15 protein-coding genes are annotated in these 16,947 nt (G+C 64.9%); 8 read left to right on the top strand and 7 right to left on the bottom strand.

What is annotated here, in order from left to right; genetic code table 11:
* Positions 1 to 9: 9 nt before the first annotated feature.
* A complete protein-coding gene (locus ASC45_RS13310) occupies positions 10 to 1,254 on the bottom strand; it encodes a hypothetical protein (protein WP_055451516.1) in 1,245 nt (414 codons plus the stop codon).
* A 4-nt stretch (positions 1,255 to 1,258) separates the two neighbouring features.
* Positions 1,259 to 2,740, bottom strand: a complete 1,482-nt coding sequence (locus ASC45_RS13305) for a cytochrome ubiquinol oxidase subunit I (RefSeq protein WP_055451515.1) — start codon at positions 2,738 to 2,740, stop codon at positions 1,259 to 1,261.
* A gap of 478 nt (positions 2,741 to 3,218) precedes the next feature.
* On the opposite strand from ASC45_RS13305, the gene ASC45_RS13300 reads away from it, so the two are divergent.
* Entirely contained in the window at positions 3,219 to 3,695 is a 477-nt protein-coding gene (locus ASC45_RS13300) for a hypothetical protein (protein ID WP_055451555.1), read from the top strand.
* 25 nt (positions 3,696 to 3,720) lie between these two features.
* Here ASC45_RS13300 and uvrC read toward each other — a convergent pair whose 3' ends face one another.
* Together uvrC and ASC45_RS13290 are read right to left on the bottom strand one after the other, a co-directional pair.
* Positions 3,721 to 5,667 (bottom strand): excinuclease ABC subunit UvrC, encoded by a 1,947-nt coding sequence (gene uvrC / locus ASC45_RS13295; protein WP_055451514.1) that lies wholly within the window; start codon positions 5,665 to 5,667, stop codon positions 3,721 to 3,723.
* Entirely contained in the window at positions 5,664 to 6,233 is a 570-nt protein-coding gene (locus ASC45_RS13290) for a uracil-DNA glycosylase family protein (RefSeq protein ID WP_245610066.1), read from the bottom strand. The genes uvrC and ASC45_RS13290 overlap by 4 nt, the downstream gene beginning before the upstream one ends.
* A 133-nt stretch (positions 6,234 to 6,366) precedes the next feature.
* Here ASC45_RS13290 and earP point away from each other — a divergent pair, with 133 nt between their 5' ends.
* Together earP and efp are read left to right on the top strand one after the other, a co-directional pair.
* Complete coding sequence (gene earP / locus ASC45_RS13285; RefSeq protein ID WP_055451512.1) at positions 6,367 to 7,533, top strand: elongation factor P maturation arginine rhamnosyltransferase EarP; 1,167 nt, start codon at positions 6,367 to 6,369, stop codon at positions 7,531 to 7,533.
* Between the two features lie 35 nt (positions 7,534 to 7,568).
* Positions 7,569 to 8,123: an elongation factor P gene (gene efp / locus ASC45_RS13280; protein ID WP_055451511.1), complete on the top strand. Its 555-nt coding sequence runs from the start codon at positions 7,569 to 7,571 to the stop codon at positions 8,121 to 8,123.
* 76 nt (positions 8,124 to 8,199) lie between these two features.
* On the opposite strand, the gene ASC45_RS13275 is transcribed toward efp, so the two are convergent.
* The 3 genes from ASC45_RS13275 to ASC45_RS13265 form a co-directional block, all read right to left on the bottom strand.
* Positions 8,200 to 8,493, bottom strand: coding sequence for a high-potential iron-sulfur protein (locus ASC45_RS13275; protein WP_055451510.1), 294 nt, complete (start codon positions 8,491 to 8,493; stop codon positions 8,200 to 8,202).
* 70 nt (positions 8,494 to 8,563) lie between these two features.
* On the bottom strand, positions 8,564 to 9,019 hold the full coding sequence (locus ASC45_RS13270; protein ID WP_055451509.1) for a group I truncated hemoglobin: 456 nt from the start codon (positions 9,017 to 9,019) through the stop codon (positions 8,564 to 8,566).
* Between the two features lie 27 nt (positions 9,020 to 9,046).
* Positions 9,047 to 10,084, bottom strand: coding sequence for a DUF3034 family protein (locus ASC45_RS13265; protein WP_055451508.1), 1,038 nt, complete (start codon positions 10,082 to 10,084; stop codon positions 9,047 to 9,049).
* Positions 10,085 to 10,306: 222 nt separating this feature from the next.
* Here ASC45_RS13265 and ASC45_RS13260 point away from each other — a divergent pair, with 222 nt between their 5' ends.
* From ASC45_RS13260 to glgB, 5 genes are all read left to right on the top strand, one after another.
* On the top strand, positions 10,307 to 10,813 hold the full coding sequence (locus ASC45_RS13260) for a MaoC family dehydratase (protein ID WP_055451507.1): 507 nt from the start codon (positions 10,307 to 10,309) through the stop codon (positions 10,811 to 10,813).
* A gap of 229 nt (positions 10,814 to 11,042) precedes the next feature.
* The gene (gene zwf / locus ASC45_RS13255) at positions 11,043 to 12,503 is read left to right on the top strand and encodes a glucose-6-phosphate dehydrogenase (RefSeq protein WP_055451506.1); all 1,461 of its coding nucleotides are present in this window, start codon (positions 11,043 to 11,045) and stop codon (positions 12,501 to 12,503) included.
* A gap of 3 nt (positions 12,504 to 12,506) precedes the next feature.
* Complete coding sequence (gene pgl / locus ASC45_RS13250) at positions 12,507 to 13,196, top strand: 6-phosphogluconolactonase (RefSeq protein ID WP_055451505.1); 690 nt, start codon at positions 12,507 to 12,509, stop codon at positions 13,194 to 13,196.
* Positions 13,197 to 13,213: 17 nt separating this feature from the next.
* Positions 13,214 to 14,737, top strand: a complete 1,524-nt coding sequence (gene malQ / locus ASC45_RS13245) for a 4-alpha-glucanotransferase (RefSeq protein WP_055451504.1) — start codon at positions 13,214 to 13,216, stop codon at positions 14,735 to 14,737.
* A gap of 14 nt (positions 14,738 to 14,751) precedes the next feature.
* Complete coding sequence (gene glgB, locus ASC45_RS13240; RefSeq protein WP_055451554.1) at positions 14,752 to 16,947, top strand: 1,4-alpha-glucan branching protein GlgB; 2,196 nt, start codon at positions 14,752 to 14,754, stop codon at positions 16,945 to 16,947.

Genomic DNA, 16,947 nt, shown 5'->3' with positions numbered 1-16,947 from the left:
CCCGCTGCATCAGGCGATGTTGCGCACGTAGGCCCAAACGCCAATGGCGAAGAACACCGCCAGCCAGGTGAAGTTGATCCACACCGCAGCGTCGCCCAGGCGGGCCACGGTGCGGTCAGCCGTGTACAGCCCCTTGACCTTGCCAGCCTTCCACAGCATGGCCGAGTAGAAGGCCACCAGCGAGCCCCCCACGAAGACGAAGGTGGCGAAGAACCACACCACTGCGCCCCACTCGTAGTGCGGCTTGGAAGCCAGGTCGTAGTGGAACGGGGCCAGATAGGCCACGCGCAGGGCCTCGCGGTCGACAGAAACGATCAACGCCATCAGCGCGTAGAACGCCATGGCCGAATACGCCTGCAGCGCCGATCCGCCCACCGGCACCTGACGCGCATACAGCGCCACACCCACGATCAGCACCAGCGTGAGCCAGAACAGCGGCTGGGTGAACACCTGCATGTACGACGGCAGGCCGAATGCCCACAGCAGGCCGGTGACGAGCTGCAGCGCCACGCCCCAGTACACCGTCTTCACGCCGATGCGGTGCGCCAGATCGAGATAGTCTGCGGGGAAGTCGGCGCGGGCGCGGAAGTAGCGCGCGTAGCCCAGCAGGAACACGCCGGTCATGGTCAGCGACATGACGATGAAAAAGGCAAAGCGCGGCAGCTCAAAAGCGTGTATGCCCATGCCGTTCATCACCGGCACGCCATGCGGCGCATACCACTGCATCCACTTCTGCGGAAACAGTCCCTGGTACGACAGCATGTGCATGATGAAGCCGTCGAAGATCAACAGCGACAGCGCACCCGTGGCCCACCACACCGTGGTGTCGGGGGCTTGCGCTGCGTGCGACACGTCGTGGTTCTTGAAATAGAACACGAACCACATGGTGTAGCCGATGCCCAGGCTGAAGATGAAAAAGATCACCCAGAACGCCGACAGCACATTGCTGGTGTACCACGACGGGTCGTAGATGGTCTGGGTGAACAGCAGCGGCGCCACGCCCAACACGATGGCCATCGAGACGGCCACCTTGGCCACGCCGGTCATGGCCACCGACAACCGCGCCCAGGCCGACTGTTGGCGGCGCATGAAGGCGATGATCGCCAACAGGCCCGCGCCCAGCGACAGATTGACGAAGGCGATGTGGAACGACCAGGTCAGGACGTTGAGATACTGGAAAATCCATGCAGGCGCGGGCAGACCGGCCGGGTCCTGCAAGGCGTGCAGCATGGCGGAAACGGAAGCGTTGTCCATGGCTTTAGTCCTTTGCTTTGACGGGTTGCGCTGCGGCCTGGGCCACGGCGGTGTGCAGCGGCGCTGCAGCAGGCGCAGCGCGGGCGATCAGATGGCCTTCGGCGTCCACCGTGCCAGCGTTGACCGCAGCGAGAAAGGTCGCCAGCGCTTTTTGCTCGTCATCCGGCAGATCGATCTTGGGCATGTAGGGCACGGTGCCATGCGCCAGAGGGCCGGCAAGAAAGCCCTGAATCATCGCCACGTCGGTGGTGCCGTGCAGCAGTTGCGGCAGCGGGCGCAGCGGGCCGTCCTTGTTGAGCGAATGGCAGTTGGAGCACGACATAACGGCAAGCAGTCGGCCCGCCTGCATCTGGTTCTGCGGGGTGATCACCCGCAGATCGGCCGGCACGAAGGCCGCGGTCTTGAGCAGCCCCTCCTTGGCGATGATCGGCACCTCGTCCTGAATGCCCAGCCCAGGCACGTCGCGGCCAATGATCTGGTTGGAATACATGTACTGGCCCGCCACCCAGGGCTTGCGCAGACTTTCGCGGGTGCGCTCTTCCGGCCAGATGCCGGCGATCAGCAGGATCACCACCATGCCAGCGGCCAGCGGCACGCGCACTGCATGCGGCTTGAGATAGACCCACAGCAGATACAGCCCGATCAACAGCGACGTGATCGCCAGCGGCATGAAGGTGGTGACGCGGAAATCTACATAGCCGAACCAGTGCGGCAGCCTGTCCTTGAGCATGAGCAGCGCGTTGGGCGGCAGCGTGGCCACGTACCACATGAACGCCAGTGCCCCGCCCACCAGACCGAACAGACCGAGCTGCGCCACCGTCTTGCCGACATCGCGCCGCAGCGGGTCGCCCTTCGGAATGGCCGCGACGATGATGCTGCCCACGACTGCAGCGGACGTCAGCATCAGGAACCCGCGCTCGGCGAGTTGGGCGGCGAAATTCAGGTTGAAGAACGCATCGAACACACTGCCGGTGAGGTACCAGCGGTCGTTGCCCGGCCACATCATGAACGACAGGATGCCCACGATCAGCACCAACGTGGCAATCGAGCTGACGACGAAGGTCCAGGTGATCTTCAGGTGCGTCTTCGGGTCGATCTTGCCGATGGTATAGACCAGCGCGTAAACCCCGATGACCTCGACCGTGAAGAAAATCCATTCAGTCGCCCAGGCCCAGACGAAGTTGTGGATCAGCGCTGAGATGCCGCGCGGGCTGGCCACGGTGACCGAATACCAGATGCCGGGGCCGGTGACCGAGCCCCAGATGTAGGAGAACACCAGCAGGAACATGCCGTACTTCTTGATGTACTGCATGATTTCCGGCTTGTTCTCACGAACCGCCCGGCTTTCCAGCATGGCGAACAGCACGGCAGCACCCACCGAGGTATTGGACGCCAGCACGTGGATCGTGCCGATGATGCCCATCACCCAGGCTGTGCCGATTTGGGGCACGTACCACGTGGGATACATGCCGATCAGATCAGACATACAAACTCCTTCAAGCAATGTGTTGACGGTGGATCGCGGTCTTGGCGCCGCTGTCCGTCGAATCAATATCCGTACATCAGTATTCGCTGATATAGATCGGGAACAAGATGACAAAACGTCGCTGGGAAAACCCTGAATCACTCACCCCGCATCGAAAAAGCAAAGGTGCGCCTGCTCGGCTTTCGACCCCCAGAACGCTCTGGGCACAACGATTCGGTGAAGCCTAGGCGCGAATCACGGCTTTGCCGCAAGGCCTCAGCCCGCGCACTTGATCTATATCAAATCACCCATCGGCTTGCGCATCGTCTCGATCAGTCGTGCGCGCCTGAGAAGTCATCCCGCGAATGAACCCCAAGCCTGCGACATTTCGCCGCATGACGCATCCCCTTGCTGACGATCAATAGTCGTTTTGATACATATGCTTACATTGATGGATGTGCCGATGCATGGTGCATGGGCCCATCACCTGGAGATCGTCATGCTTGCTTTTCCCTTGTCCGGCTTCAAACGCGCCACGCTGTTCGCTTCGCTGGCGATCGGTCTGGCGGCGCCGATGTCGTCCGCCTTTGCCGAAGCGCCTGCCTACAACCTGGGCGAACCCGTCGTCGCCCTGGTGCCCATCATCAAACAGCACGAAAAGGCGCTCAAGCTCGATGCCAAGCAACAAGAGGAGTTTGCCCAGTGGCTCAAGACCGCCCCGGTCAAGCGCAAGGCGGCCGAAGACAAGCTGGCCCAGACTCGTCTGCAACTGCGCGATGCCCTGCTGAACGGCATGGGCGACACGCCCGAGCGCCAGGCCATGATCGAAGACATCGGCAAGCAGGAAGCCGCGCTGGTGGCCATGCGCGCGGGCTGCGTGGACCGGATGCGCGCCTTGCTCAACGCCGAGCAGTTCAAGGAAGTGGTTGCGCTCTACAAGGCCTCGCTGCACAAGGGCCACGGCGCGGCGAAGTAAGGCCGACGTGGCAGACAAGGCTGCTTCAGTGCATGGCCTTGTAGATGGCGTGAGCGAGTTCGCGGGAGATGCCGTCCACGGTCATCAGATCGTCCTCGCTCGCCGCCTCCACCCCGCGAATGCCGCCGAACCGCGCCAGCAGCTTGGCGCGGCGTTTCGGGCCGATGCCGGGGATGTCTTCCAGCCGTGAGCCTCCGGTGCGTACCTTGGCTCGCGCCGCCCGCATGCCGGTGATGGCAAAACGATGCGCCTCGTCGCGAATCTGCGCCACGAGCATGAGCGCGGCGCTGTCGGCAGGCAGGGTGAGCTTGGGCCGACCGTCGGCGAACACCAGTTCTTCCAGGCCGACCTTGCGCCCATCGCCTTTTTCCACGCCGACGATCACGCCCAGATCCAGCCCCAGTTCGGTGAATACTTCGCGCGCCATGGACACCTGCCCTCGCCCGCCGTCGACGAGCACCAGGTCAGGCAGCCGCGCGTCGTTTCGCCCCTGCGCCTCTGGGTCTGGCTCGGCATCGGCCGCCAAGGCTTCGGCAACCCGCTTGTAGCGCCGGGTCAGCACCTGGCGCATGGCCGCGTAATCGTCGCCCGGCGTGATGTCCTGGATGCGATAACGCCGGTACAGCGCAGGCTGCATGGCATGCTCCGCATACACCACGCACGAGGCCTGCGTGGCTTCGCCCGCCGTGTGGCTGATGTCGAAACACTCGATGCGCAAGCCCTCGGCCTGCTCGGCACCTAGCCCCAGCACCTGCGCGAGCGCAAGGCTGCGTTCCCGTTGAGAGCCTTCTTCGGCCAGCAGGCGCGTCAGGGCGATCTGCGCGCCTTTCTGCGCCATGTCCAGCCAGTCGCGGCGCTGGCCGCGCGGCTGGGTGATGTGCAGCATGCGGTGCCCGGCATGCTCGCTCAGCGCGTCGAGCAGTTCGGCGTCGAGCGGCTGATCGCACACCAGCACCGGCGGCGGAGCCATCTGCAGGTAATGCTGCGCGACGAAGGCCTGCAACACGCTTTGCGCTGCTCGGCCACCCGCATCGGGCGAAGCCGCTTCGTCAGAAGCCGCCAGGTCTTCGAGTTCCAGCGCCGCCTGCACCTGGCTGGGGAAATAGGCGCGATCGCCTAGATGCCGACCTCCCCGCACCATGGCCAGGTTGACGCAGGCCCGTCCGCCCTTGAGGGCCACGGCCAGAATGTCCACGTCGTCCGTGCTGCCCACTTCCATGCTCTGCTGTTGCAGTACGCCCGAGAGCGCGGCGATCTGGTCGCGCAGCACGGCCGCCTCCTCGAAGCGCCAGGCATCCGAGAGCGATTGCATGCGTTGTTGCAGGTCGCCCATGACAACGCCATGGTCGCCACGCAGAAATCGCACCGCATGCTGCACGTCGCGTGCATAGTCTTCGGGGCTGATCTTGCCCACGCACGGCGCGGTGCAGCGGTGGATCTGATGCAGCAGACAGGGCCTGCTGCGGTTGGAGAACACCGTGTCCTCGCAGGTGCGCAGCTGAAACACCTTCTGCAGCACGGCGATGCTTTCCTTGACGGCCCAGGCATTCGGATAAGGCCCGAAATACTGCTGCTTGCGATCGGTCGCGCCGCGGTAGTAGGCCACGCGCGGAAAAGCGTGCGCGGTGGTGATCTGCAGATAGGGGTAGGACTTGTCGTCCCGAAAAAGAATGTTGTAGCGCGGGTGCTGCGTCTTGATGAGGTTGTTTTCGAGCAGCAGCGCCTCGGCTTCGGTGCGCGTGACCGTGGTGTCGAGCCGGGCGATGCGCGACACCATCAGCCCGATGCGCGTGCCGCCGTGGTCTTTCTGGAAATAGCTCGAAACCCGTTTGCGCAGATCGCGCGCCTTGCCCACGTAGAGCAAGGCGCCGTCCGCCGAAAAATAGCGATAGACCCCGGGCAGATGCGGCAACGCCGCCACCTGCGCGAGCAGCGCCGCGCTGTGCTGCGGTGCGGATGGGTCGGATGTCATCGGTTGGTCAGCTCAAGAATTTGCGCCGCGCGCTCGAACACCGCGCGGAACATCGGCGCCGTCAGGCGGCCGGTGTTCTGGTTGTAGCGACTGCAGTGGTAGCTGTCGATCAAGGTGTAGCCCGCGATGCGGTGCTCGGCGGCATGGGCAAAGCGCGCCGCCGACGCCTTTTGCCCCAGCGCCATGAGCACGGCGTCATGAGCCACCTTGCCCAGCGCCACGATCACGCGCAGATTGCGCATGGCCTCGATCTCGGCCGCCATGAAGCGATTGCAAGTGCGGATTTCCACGGGTAGCGGCTTGTTGTCGGGCGGCAGACACTTCACCGCGTTGCTGATGCGGCAGCCGTGAAGCTGCAGGCCATCGTCGGCACGAATCGTCGAGGGATGATCGGCGATGCGCACCGGCTGCGGGCGCGAAGCCATGCCGAGTTCGGTCAGCGTGCCGAAAAGCAAAGGCCCGGCGCCGTCGCCGGTGAACGGCCGCCCGGAGGCATTGGCACCTTTCAGACCCGGCGCCAGACCGGCGATCAGCAGCGGCGCGTCGATCGGGCCGAACGGCGCCACCGGCTGGCAGGCAAAATCGGGATGTTCCCGCTTGACCTGATGTAAAAACGCCGCGAGTCGTGGGCACAGGCGACAATGCGAATCGTAAAAAGACAGAGATCTCGAAACTGGTGCGTTGTCACCCTGCATAGTCATGAAAGTCCAACATCGGTGGGATTTGTTTTGCCACGTCGTCGACAACCTCGGCGATATCGGCGTGACCTGGCGGCTTGCCCGGCAACTCGTCGTCGAGCATGGGCAACAGGTGCGATTATTTCTCGACGACTTCAAGGCGTTTGCCCATATCGCGCCCCAAGTCCAACTGCGCGCAGCCGAACAGACTCTCGCCGGGGTGCAGATTGTGCCTTGGGCGCGCCAGGCTCAGGCGACGCCGGGCGATGTCGTCATCGAAATGTTCGGCTGCCACCTCAGCGAGACCTACATCGCCAAAATCGGCCAGACTTCACCGCAGCCGGTCTGGCTGAACCTCGAACACCTCAGCGCGGAGACATGGGTCGATCTGCACCACCTCAAGCCCTCGCCGCAAAGCGGGGGTGTGACAAAGTATTTTTACTACCCCGGCTTCACCGACAAGAGCGGCGGCCTGCTGCGTGAGGCGAACCTGATCGCCCAACGCGACAACTGGCAGATGCAGCCCTCCGCCCGTCGCATCGCCATGCGTGCGCTGGGCCTGCCGCCTCCGCCCGATCACGCCCTCACCGTGCTGCTGTTCAGCTACGCCCGCCAGCGGCTCGATGGGTGGCTGCACTCCATGGCCGCCTCCGAACGTCCCGTGGCGCTGTGGGTCTGCCCCGGCCCGGTGAAAACGGCCATCAACGCCTGGCTGGACATGGAGCTGCAGACCGGGCAGATCACCAGCCGCGGCAGCCTCACCATCTACGCCCTGCCCTACATCCCGCAACAGCGATTCGACGAGCTGCTCTGGGCCGCCGACATCTGCATCGTGCGCGGGGAAGACTCGTTCGTCCGCGCGCAATGGGCCGCGAAGCCCTTCGTCTGGCACATCTACCCGCAGGAAGACAGCGCCCACGACCGCAAGCTCGACGCCTTCCTCGATCGCTACCTGGCCGAGGCCGACCATGACCTACGCGACACCGTGGTGCATTTCTGGACCGCCTGGAACCGCGGCCTCGACCTCGCACCCGCCTGGCTCGAATTTGTCGGCAGCCTGCCCGCACTGCAGCGCCACGCCCTGAAGTGGTCGCGCAGCCTGCAAACCCAGCCCGATCTGGCCAGCCAGCTCATCAACGAAGTCCAGCAGCTGGGCAGCAATCGGCCGAGTCTGGTGGCGGCCCGGTAGAATATGCGTTTATTTGGAACCCCACAGACTGTTCAATGAAGATCGCACAAGAAATTCGCGCCGGTAATGTCATCATGGTTGGCGACAACCCGATGGTGGTGCAGAAAACCGAATACAGCCGCGGCGGCCGCAATGCCGCCACGGTGAAAATGAAGCTCAAGAACCTGCTCACCAGCGGCGGCACCGAAGTGGTCTACAAGGCCGACGACAAGCTCGACCCGGTCGTGCTGGAGCGCAAGGAGTGCACCTACTCCTACTTCGCCGACCCCATGTATGTCTTCATGGACGCCGACTACAACCAGTACGAGGTCGAAAAAGACAATATGGGCGACAGCCTGAACTACCTCGAAGACGGCATGGCCGTCGAGGTGGTGTTCTACGACGGCAAGGCTATCTCCATCGAAATGCCCACCACCGTGGTGCGCGAGATCATCTACACCGAGCCTGCCATTAAGGGCGACACCTCGGGCAAGGTGCTCAAGCCCGCCAAGCTGGCCACCGGCTTCGAAGTGCCCGTGCCCATTTTCGTGGCCACTGGCGACAAAATCGAAATCGACACCCGCACGGGCGAATACCGCAGCCGCGTCTGACACCAGACGACTGCTCCGATCTGTACGCACTCACAAAGCCGCCCTTGGGCGGCTTTGTTGTTTCAGAGTAGCCTGCTCACGACGAGAACCGCTCGCACCATCCCTCGGGGAAGATGGTTCCCGCGACCAGTCGGCAAGACCCGCTGGCCGTGGCCGTGGCACCGGGGATGAAGTAGGCGCAATCGCTGCAATGCTGGCCACCGTGCGGGCTGTCCTGATAGTGCACTGCTGTCTTGCTCAGCATGCCGTCGTCGGCCCGCGCCGGTGCGAGCGTTGCTGCACCGACCACTGCAAGCAGCAGGCCGCCTTGGCGCAGCAGACGGCGGCGCTGCGGGTTGGAAAGCGAGCGAAACGAGGGTGGGTGGTTCATGAGAGATCTCCTGTGAGGTGAGGCGGTGCGAAGGCCGGCAGACCTCCGCATCGCAATGCGGCCGCAGGCCTTACTGGTGCACCACGTCGGGCTCCATCGGTGCCAGAATCGCCAGCAACTGGTTCTGCAGGCCCAGGGGCACGTGATTGCTGTGCATGGACTTTTGCAGATCTTCGACCAGAGCGTTGAAATCGGCCGTGCTCAGCTTCATGCCTTTGTGCGCCTGCTGCATGCTCAGACCGGTGTACTTGCACGGACCGCCCGTGCCCTCGCACACTTGGTTGACCAGTTCCATCTGAAGGTGCGGGATATTGGTCTTGGCGAAAAAGTGATTGATGCGGTTGTCCGCGGCCACGTTGACGATCATGTCGTGCACGACCTTGGTAATGGCCGGTTTGCCGCCGAGTTGCTCATACAGGGTCTGGCCCGAGGCCATCTGCGCATGAGCCAACGTCGGCAAGGCCAGCGCGCAGGTCAGGACAACGCCACCGAGATGGCGCGCCAGGGGGAGGGATTGCAGTTTCATGGGAGGATCTCCTGAAAGGGGGCGGAATCAGAACGTGCCGTTAAGCGAGAGGTAGAAGCCCTTGTTGCTGGCCTGGAACGGCAAGGGTCCCAGGTCGGCATAGGCCGCGGTCAGCGACAGGCTCTTGTTCGGGAAGTAGGCGATGAAGACATCCTTCATCGTGCCGGGCGAGCCTACGGCCGTGGCGCTGGCGTTGATCGGGTATTTCATGTTGTCGGGCTGCTGACGGAACTCGCCACCCACGGCAACATCCGGGCGCAGAAACACGGCGGCAGAACCTTCGAGTTCAGCGTGGTAGCTGTTGTCGCTCTTGGTGCCCAGTGCCCCGGCAATGCCGTTGGCGCTGTTCGTGCCGAAGCCCAGCAGACCCATGGCGTTGGCCTTGGTGCCGCGCAGGGTCAGGTTGACCAGGGTGACGCGGTGAAAGATGCCATTGAGGAACACCTTGGTGGCAGCGACATAGAAGTCGGTGCCCGAGTCGCTGGCCGCACCGAAGAACTTCGGAATGCCGATGGGGCCCAGACCCGAGAAGTTGCTGTTGAAGTCGTTGTTTTTCTTGTACTTGATGCCCACGGACACCTGCGGGTAAGGGGTGTAGAGAATGTCGCCAAACAAGCGGGCCTTGAATCCCAAGACGTCCATGCTGATGGTCTGGTTGCCAAGGTTGATGTTGGGATTGGGACTGGAGATGAGGCCCAGGCCACCTGCTTGATTACCCAGAACGCCCAGGCTGGACAGGCCACCCAGGTTGACATTGAGGTTCTCGTGGGCCACCGAGATCTCGAAGCGGTTGTGAATGCCCACAGCCGCGCCCAGGGTGGTCAAGCCATAGTTGGGCACGGTGACGTAGGTGCCGGTGACCGAACCGCCGACTTCGTCGCCCGTGTCGTAGCCGGCAATCACCGCCCAGGGCGTGATGCCACCTCCGGTGGAGCCGCCCACCTCGGTGACCCCGCTGGTCGCCAGCAGGCGGCTGCCTTGCGCCTGCGCCGCACCCATACCCCATACCCCCAATCCCGCCACGGCCGTCGCCGCCAGGGTCCGCCTCCAACGCTGTGCACTCATGGTCTCGCTCCTTTAGAGTCATACGTTCCATTCCACCCATGTGGAATGACCGCATCAGAAAGCCGACCCCTGTCGGTTTCCGTATGCGATACCGGCACTACGCCAGACCCAGTGCAGCGGATTCAGCAAATCAGGCCAGCGCACCGAGAAAGATGTAAAGGTTTGCATCCGACCGCAGCGTGACCGTGCGCAGACGATGTGCGCAGGCTCTAGCATCGCCGCATGAACGCCCGACACTACCCACCCGCATCCGACCTGCTGCACTGGGAAGACTTCCCCAAAGGCTCCGTGCGCGACTGCGGCAGCACCCGAGTCAGCCGCGAAGCCGTGCTCGATTTCGCCCGCCAGTTCGATCCCCAGCCCTTTCATGTGGACGACGAAGCGGCCAGGAACTCGCTGTTCGGCGGCCTGGCCGCCAGTGGCTGGCATACCTGCAGCATGGCCATGCGCCTGATGTGCGACGCCTACCTGCTGCGATCAACCAGCCTGGGTTCGCCCGGCCTGGACGAGTTGCGCTGGCTGAAGCCGGTTTATCCCGGGGACGAGCTCAAGCTGCGCATGACGATTCTGGACACACGACCCATGCGCAGCAAACCTGACGTCGGGCTGGTCCAGTCGCACTGGGAACTGTTCAACCAGCATGGCGACTGCGTGTTGAGCATGAAAGGCTGGGGCATGTTCCGGCGCCGGAACCCGGGCGCCGAGAGTCCAGCAGTCCCCAACCCGTAACCGCGCCCGATTGCATCACCCAATGCGGGTGGCAAGGAAATTGCATGCGGTTCGCACTGTTTTATCGGCCCGGGTGACACCCGTTCTGCCGCCGCAGCGCCTGAATCGGTTTCGTGATGAAGATCAATTTCACGGGAACGGGACCGGCGGCGTCACACGCAAGTGCGTCCCTGTCCTTACACTGAGCCGAGTTTCCCCCACAGGCACACAGCAACAAGCGAAACACAAGATGAGCGCATCCCCTGTTTTCGACATGGTGTTATTCGGCGGCACTGGCGATCTGGTAATGCGCAAGCTTCTGCCTGCGCTGTATAGCGCGCATCGGGCCGGACAGTTGCACCCGCAGGGGCGGATTCTGGCCCTGGGCCGACGCGATGCCGACCGCAGCGCCTACCTTGCCCAGATGGAGCACGAGGCCCGGGTGCATGTGCAGGCCGACTTCGACGCCGCCAGCTGGGACAGCTTTCTCGAGCGCATCGACTTCGCCAAGCTCGACGCCACCCACCCCGATGACTTCGACGCCCTGGCCGCGCGGCTGGGCACGGACGGCGAGCGCGTCACTGTCTGCTACCTCGCCACCGCCCCTGCCCTGTTCGCCCAGATCTGCGCCCAGCTCGCCCGCGTCGGACTCAACCACCCCGGCGTGCGCGTCGTGCTGGAAAAGCCCCTGGGCCATGACCTGGCCTCCTCCGACGCCATCAACGCCGCCGTGGCCCAGTCCTTCGCCGAGCACCAGCTCTACCGCATCGACCATTACCTGGGCAAGGAATCGGTGCAGAACCTCATGGCCATGCGCTTTGGCAACGTGCTGTTCGAGCCGCTGTGGCGCCGCGAGTGGGTGGACAACGTGCAGATCACCATCGCCGAAGACCTGGGCGTGGGCGGCCGCGGCGAGTTTTACGACAAGACCGGCGCGCTGCGCGACATGGTGCAGAACCACTTGCTGCAACTGCTGTGCATGGTGGCCATGGAGCCCCCGGCCAGCCTGCAGGCCGACGCCATCCGCGACGAGAAGCTCAAGGTGCTGCAGGCGCTCAAGCCCTTTGGCGAAGCCGACGTGGCCAGCAAGACCGTGCGCGGCCAATACCGCGCGGGTGCCGTCGACGGCAAGCCGGTGGTGGGCTATCTGCAGGAGGCCGACATCGCCGCAGCCAGCCGCACCGAGACCTTCGTGGCGCTCAAGGCCGAGGTGGTGAACTGGCGCTGGGCGGGGGTGCCGTTCTTCCTGCGCACGGGCAAGCGCATGGCCGAGCGACTGGCGGAGATCGTCATCAGCTTTCGGGCCGTGCCGCTGCATCTGTTCGGCGGCGTGACGGCGCTGCAGGGGGCCAACCGGCTGGTGATCCGGCTGCAGCCCGAGGAGAGCATCAGCCTGCACTTTCTGGCCAAGGAGCCCGGCGACGGCATGCGGCTGCATCCCACGCGGCTCGATCTGGACGTCGAGGCCACGGCGCAAAAGCGCCGGGCCGACGCCTACGAGCGGCTGCTGCTCGATGTGATCCGCGGCGAGCTCGGGCTGTTCATGCGCCGCGACGAACTCACCGCCGCCTGGCGCTGGGTGGAGCCGATTCTGGAGTGCTGGGCGCGCAACGGCGAGGCGCCCAAGAGCTATACCGCGGGCACCTGGGGCCCGGCCGCCTCCAGCGCCCTGCTCTCGCGCGACGGCGCTTCATGGCATGAGGAGCTGTGAACCATGCTGCACGTCTGCGCCAGCCCGCAAGACCAGATCGCGCGTCTGGTGAGCGCACTCACGGCCACGCTCACGCAGGAAATCGATCGCTACGGGCGGGCGGTGTTGGCCGTCTCCGGCGGACGCTCGCCTATCCCGCTGTTTCATGCCCTGGCGCGGGCGCCTGTCGAATGGGCTCGCGTCACCATCACCCTGGTGGACGAGCGTCTGGTGTCGGCCGATCATGCCGACAGCAACGCCGCCCTGGTGCGCACCCATCTGCTGACGGGCGATGCGGCGAAGGCGCGGTTTCTGCCGCTGGTAGACGTGCCGCACGACCTGGCGGGCTGCGTGGCCCGCGCCAATACCCGGTTCCGCGCACTGGGGCAGCCGCTCTCCGCCGCGCTGCTGGGCATGGGTGACGACGGTCACACGGCCTCGCTGTTTCCCGAAGCGGCCGAGTTGGCCGAAGGTCTCGATCCCAACTTTGCCCAGCCCTATCTGGCGTTGACGCCGCCGCATGCGCCGCACAAGCGCATCAGCCTGAGTCTTGCGGCCCTGCTGGCCAGCGATCGTCTGCTGCTGTCGATCGCCGGAGCGGCCAAGCGCGAGGTCTATGACCGCGCCTGCCAGCCGCCGCCCAGCCCCGCGCTGCCCATCAGCTATCTCATTCAGCAGCAACAGACCCCTTTCGACGCCTACTGGACACCCTGAACCGCCGTCCACCCCTCATGAGTGCGAACCCGAACGTCTCACGTTTTCCCCGCGCCAGCGGCGTATTGCTGCACCTCACCAGCCTGCCCGGCCCCCACGGCAGCGGCGACCTTGGGCCTGCCGCCTACCACTTCGTCGACTGGCTGCACAGCGCCGGGCAGTCGCTGTGGCAGTTTCTGCCGCTGGGTGACATCGGTTTGGGCCACTCGCCCTACATGAGCCGTTCGGCCTTCGCCGGCAATGTGTTGCTGATCGACCTGGCCGAACTGCACCAGCGCGGCTGGCTCGATGCTGCCGATCTCACCCCCACTGAGGGTCTGAGCGACGATCGCGTGGCCTTCGACCGCGTCATTCCCTTCCGCATGGAACGGCTGCGCCGCGCCGCCGCGCGCTTTGCGGCAAGCGCCACACCGCAGGAGCGGGCCGAGTTGGCCGCCTTTCGCCTTGAGCACGCCGCCTGGCTCGACGACTACGCCCTGTTCATGGCACTTTCGGAGCAGTTCGGCGAGCAGTCGTGGAACACCTGGGAACCGCCTCTCGCGCAGCGCGAGGCTGCGGCGCTGCAGACGGCCCGTGCCGAGCATGCCCAGCACATCGACTTCTGGGTGTTCGCGCAGTGGTGCTTCTTTCGGCAATGGGCGGCGCTGCGGGCCTACGCGAACGGCAAGGGTGTCAAACTGGTGGGCGACATGCCCATTTTCATCTCCCTCAACAGCGCCGACGTGTGGGCGCGGCCCGATCTGTTCCAGCTCGACGACACGGGCCAGCCCACCGTCGTGGCCGGGGTGCCGCCCGATTACTTTTCCGCCACCGGCCAGCGCTGGGGCAATCCGCATTACCGCTGGGCGGCGCATCAGGCCGAGGGTTTCGCCTGGTGGATCGCGCGGCTGCGTGCCACCTTCGCCCTGGTGGACATGGTGCGCATCGACCACTTCCGCGGCTTCGAGAGTTGCTGGGAAATTCCGGCCGAAGAGCCCACGGCCATCGGCGGCAGGTGGGTACCAGCGCCGGGCGCGGCGCTGTTCGACGCGGTGTTCCAGGCCCTGGGGCCGCTGCCCATCATCGCCGAGGATCTCGGCGTCATCACCCCCGAGGTGACTGCGCTGCGCCAGCGCTTCGGTTTTCCGGGCATGCGCATCCTGCAGTTCGCCTGGGGCGAAGACAATGGCGGCAAAAACGCCTACCTGCCGCACAACCACACCCACGACACCGTGGTCTATCCCGGCACGCACGACAACGACACCACCGTCGGCTGGTGGCACAACGCCCCAGAAACCGTGCGCCACCACCTGCGCGACTATCTGGCCTGCGACGGCGGCGACATCGCCTGGACGCTGATCCGCGCGGCCAGTGCCAGCGTCGCCGACATTGCCCTCTTCACCATGCAGGACGTGCTGCGCCTGGACGGCACGCATCGCATGAACACCCCGGGCACGGCCGAGGGCAACTGGGGCTGGCGCTTCACCTGGGCTCAGGTACAACCCCATCATGCGGACGGCCTGAAACACTTCGGCCTGCTCTACAACCGTCTTCCCTCCTGAACCGGATGACCTCCATGCTGACCGAACACGACATCTCCGCACTGGACCACGGCCGCCACGACGACCCCTTCGGCGTGCTGGGCATGCATGTCCGTGGCGCGGGGCTGTGGGTCAGCGCCGTGCTGCACGGCGCGCTCGGCGTGAACGTGGTCGAACGGTCGAGCGGCAAGACCGTCGCCACGCTGGAGCGCATGGGCGAGACCGCCGTGTTCAGCGCCCGCATGGGGCGTCGCCGCAAGCCGTTCGACTACCTGCTGCGCGTGACATGGCCGCCGCTGCGCGCGGGCGACCCCGACTGGGTGGTCGATCTCGAAGACCCCTACCGTTTCCCGCCGGTGCTCGGCGAGACCGATGCCTGGCTGCTGGCCGAAGGCACCCACCTGCGTCCCTTTGAGTGCCTGGGCGCGCACCCGGGCGAGATGCTCGGCGTGCAGGGCACGCGGTTTGCCGTGTGGGCGCCCAATGCGCGGCGCGTCTCGGTCATCGGCGACTTCAACGCCTGGGATGGCCGCCGCCACCCCATGCGCCTGCGCCGCGAGTGCGGCGTGTGGGAGCTGTTCCTGCCCGGCGTGGGCAAGGGCGCGCTGTACAAATTCGAAATCCTCACCCAGCACGGCGAGGTTCTGCAAAAGGCCGACCCGATGGCGTTCCGCGCCGAGCTGCGGCCCAATACCGCCAGCATCGTGCAAGGCCTGCCGCCGCTGCACCCCGTGCGCCCGGCCATGGCGCAGGCCAACGGGTTTGACGCGCCGATCAGCATTTACGAAGTGCATCTGGGCTCGTGGCGCAAGGCCGACGGCTGGCGCTGGCTGAGCTACCGCGAACTGGCCGACACCCTGGTGCCCTACGCCCGCGACATGGGTTTCACGCATCTGGAGCTGCTGCCCGTCAGCGAGCACCCGTTCGACGGCTCGTGGGGTTATCAGCCCATCAGCCTCTACGCCCCCACCGCGCGCCACGGTACGCCAGAGGATTTCCAGTCTTTCGTCGATGCCGCGCATGCCGCGGGCCTGGGCGTCATCCTCGACTGGGTGCCCGCGCACTTCCCCTCCGATCCGCATGGCCTGGCCAACTTCGACGGCACCCACCTCTACGAATATGCCGATCCGAAGGAAGGCTTCCACCACGACTGGAACACCCTGATCTACAACTTCGGCCGCACCGAGGTGCGCAACTATCTGGTGGCCAACGCCCTGTACTGGCTGGAGCGCTTCAACGTCGACGGCCTGCGCGTGGACGCGGTGGCCTCGATGCTCTATCGCGACTACAGCCGCCCCGCCGGGCAGTGGGTGCCCAACAAGTTCGGCGGCCGCGAAAACCTGGAGGCCATCGACTTCCTGCGCCGCATGAACCACACCGTCGGCGTGCAGCGACCGGGCGCCATCACCATCGCTGAGGAGTCCACGGCCTTCCCAGCGGTGAGCCGCCCGCCTTCGGCCGATCTGCAAAGCGGCGGCCTGGGCTTTCACTACAAGTGGAACATGGGCTGGATGCACGACACCCTGAGCTATATGCGCCGCGACCCGGTGCACCGGCAGTTCCACCACAACGAGCTGACCTTCAGCATGATGTACGCGTATGACGAAAACTTCGTGCTGCCGCTCTCGCACGACGAAGTCGTCCACGGCAAGGGCTCGCTGCTGTCCAAGATGCCCGGTGACCGCTGGCAGCAGTTCGCCAATCTGCGCGTTTATCTAGGCTATATGTTCAGCCACCCCGGCAAGAAGCTGCTGTTCATGGGCGACGAATTCGCGCAAGGGCCGGAGTGGCAGTCCGACTACAGCCTCGACTGGGACGCACTGCTGCACGCTCCCAACCGCGGCGTGCAGCGGCTGGTGCGCGATCTCAACCTCACCTACCGCGCCCATGCGGCCCTGCACCAGCGCGACCATCACCCCAGCGGTTTCGCCTGGATCACCCATGAAGACGCGTCGCAATCGGTGCTGGCCTTCGAGCGCAAGGCGGCCGACAGCAGCAGCCTGGTCGTGCTGTGCAACTTCACCCCCACACCACGGCCGGATTACCGCGTCGGTGTGCCGCAAGGCGGGCGCTGGGAATTGCTGATCAATACCGACGACGTGGTGTACGACGGCTCTGCCCTGCCGCTGAACCTGAGTGAAGCCACGCCCGAGCCCGCGCATGGCCGACCGTTCTCGCTGCGGCTCACCCTGCCGCCGCTGGCCTGCGTCATCCTGCGTCCGGGCGCCTGA

Source organism: Thiomonas bhubaneswarensis (assembly GCF_001418255.1).
GTDB lineage: Bacteria > Pseudomonadota > Gammaproteobacteria > Burkholderiales > Burkholderiaceae_C > Thiomonas > Thiomonas bhubaneswarensis.
The sequence above is the reverse complement of the archived record's forward strand: the minus strand, read 5'-3'. Positions and strand labels throughout refer to the sequence as shown.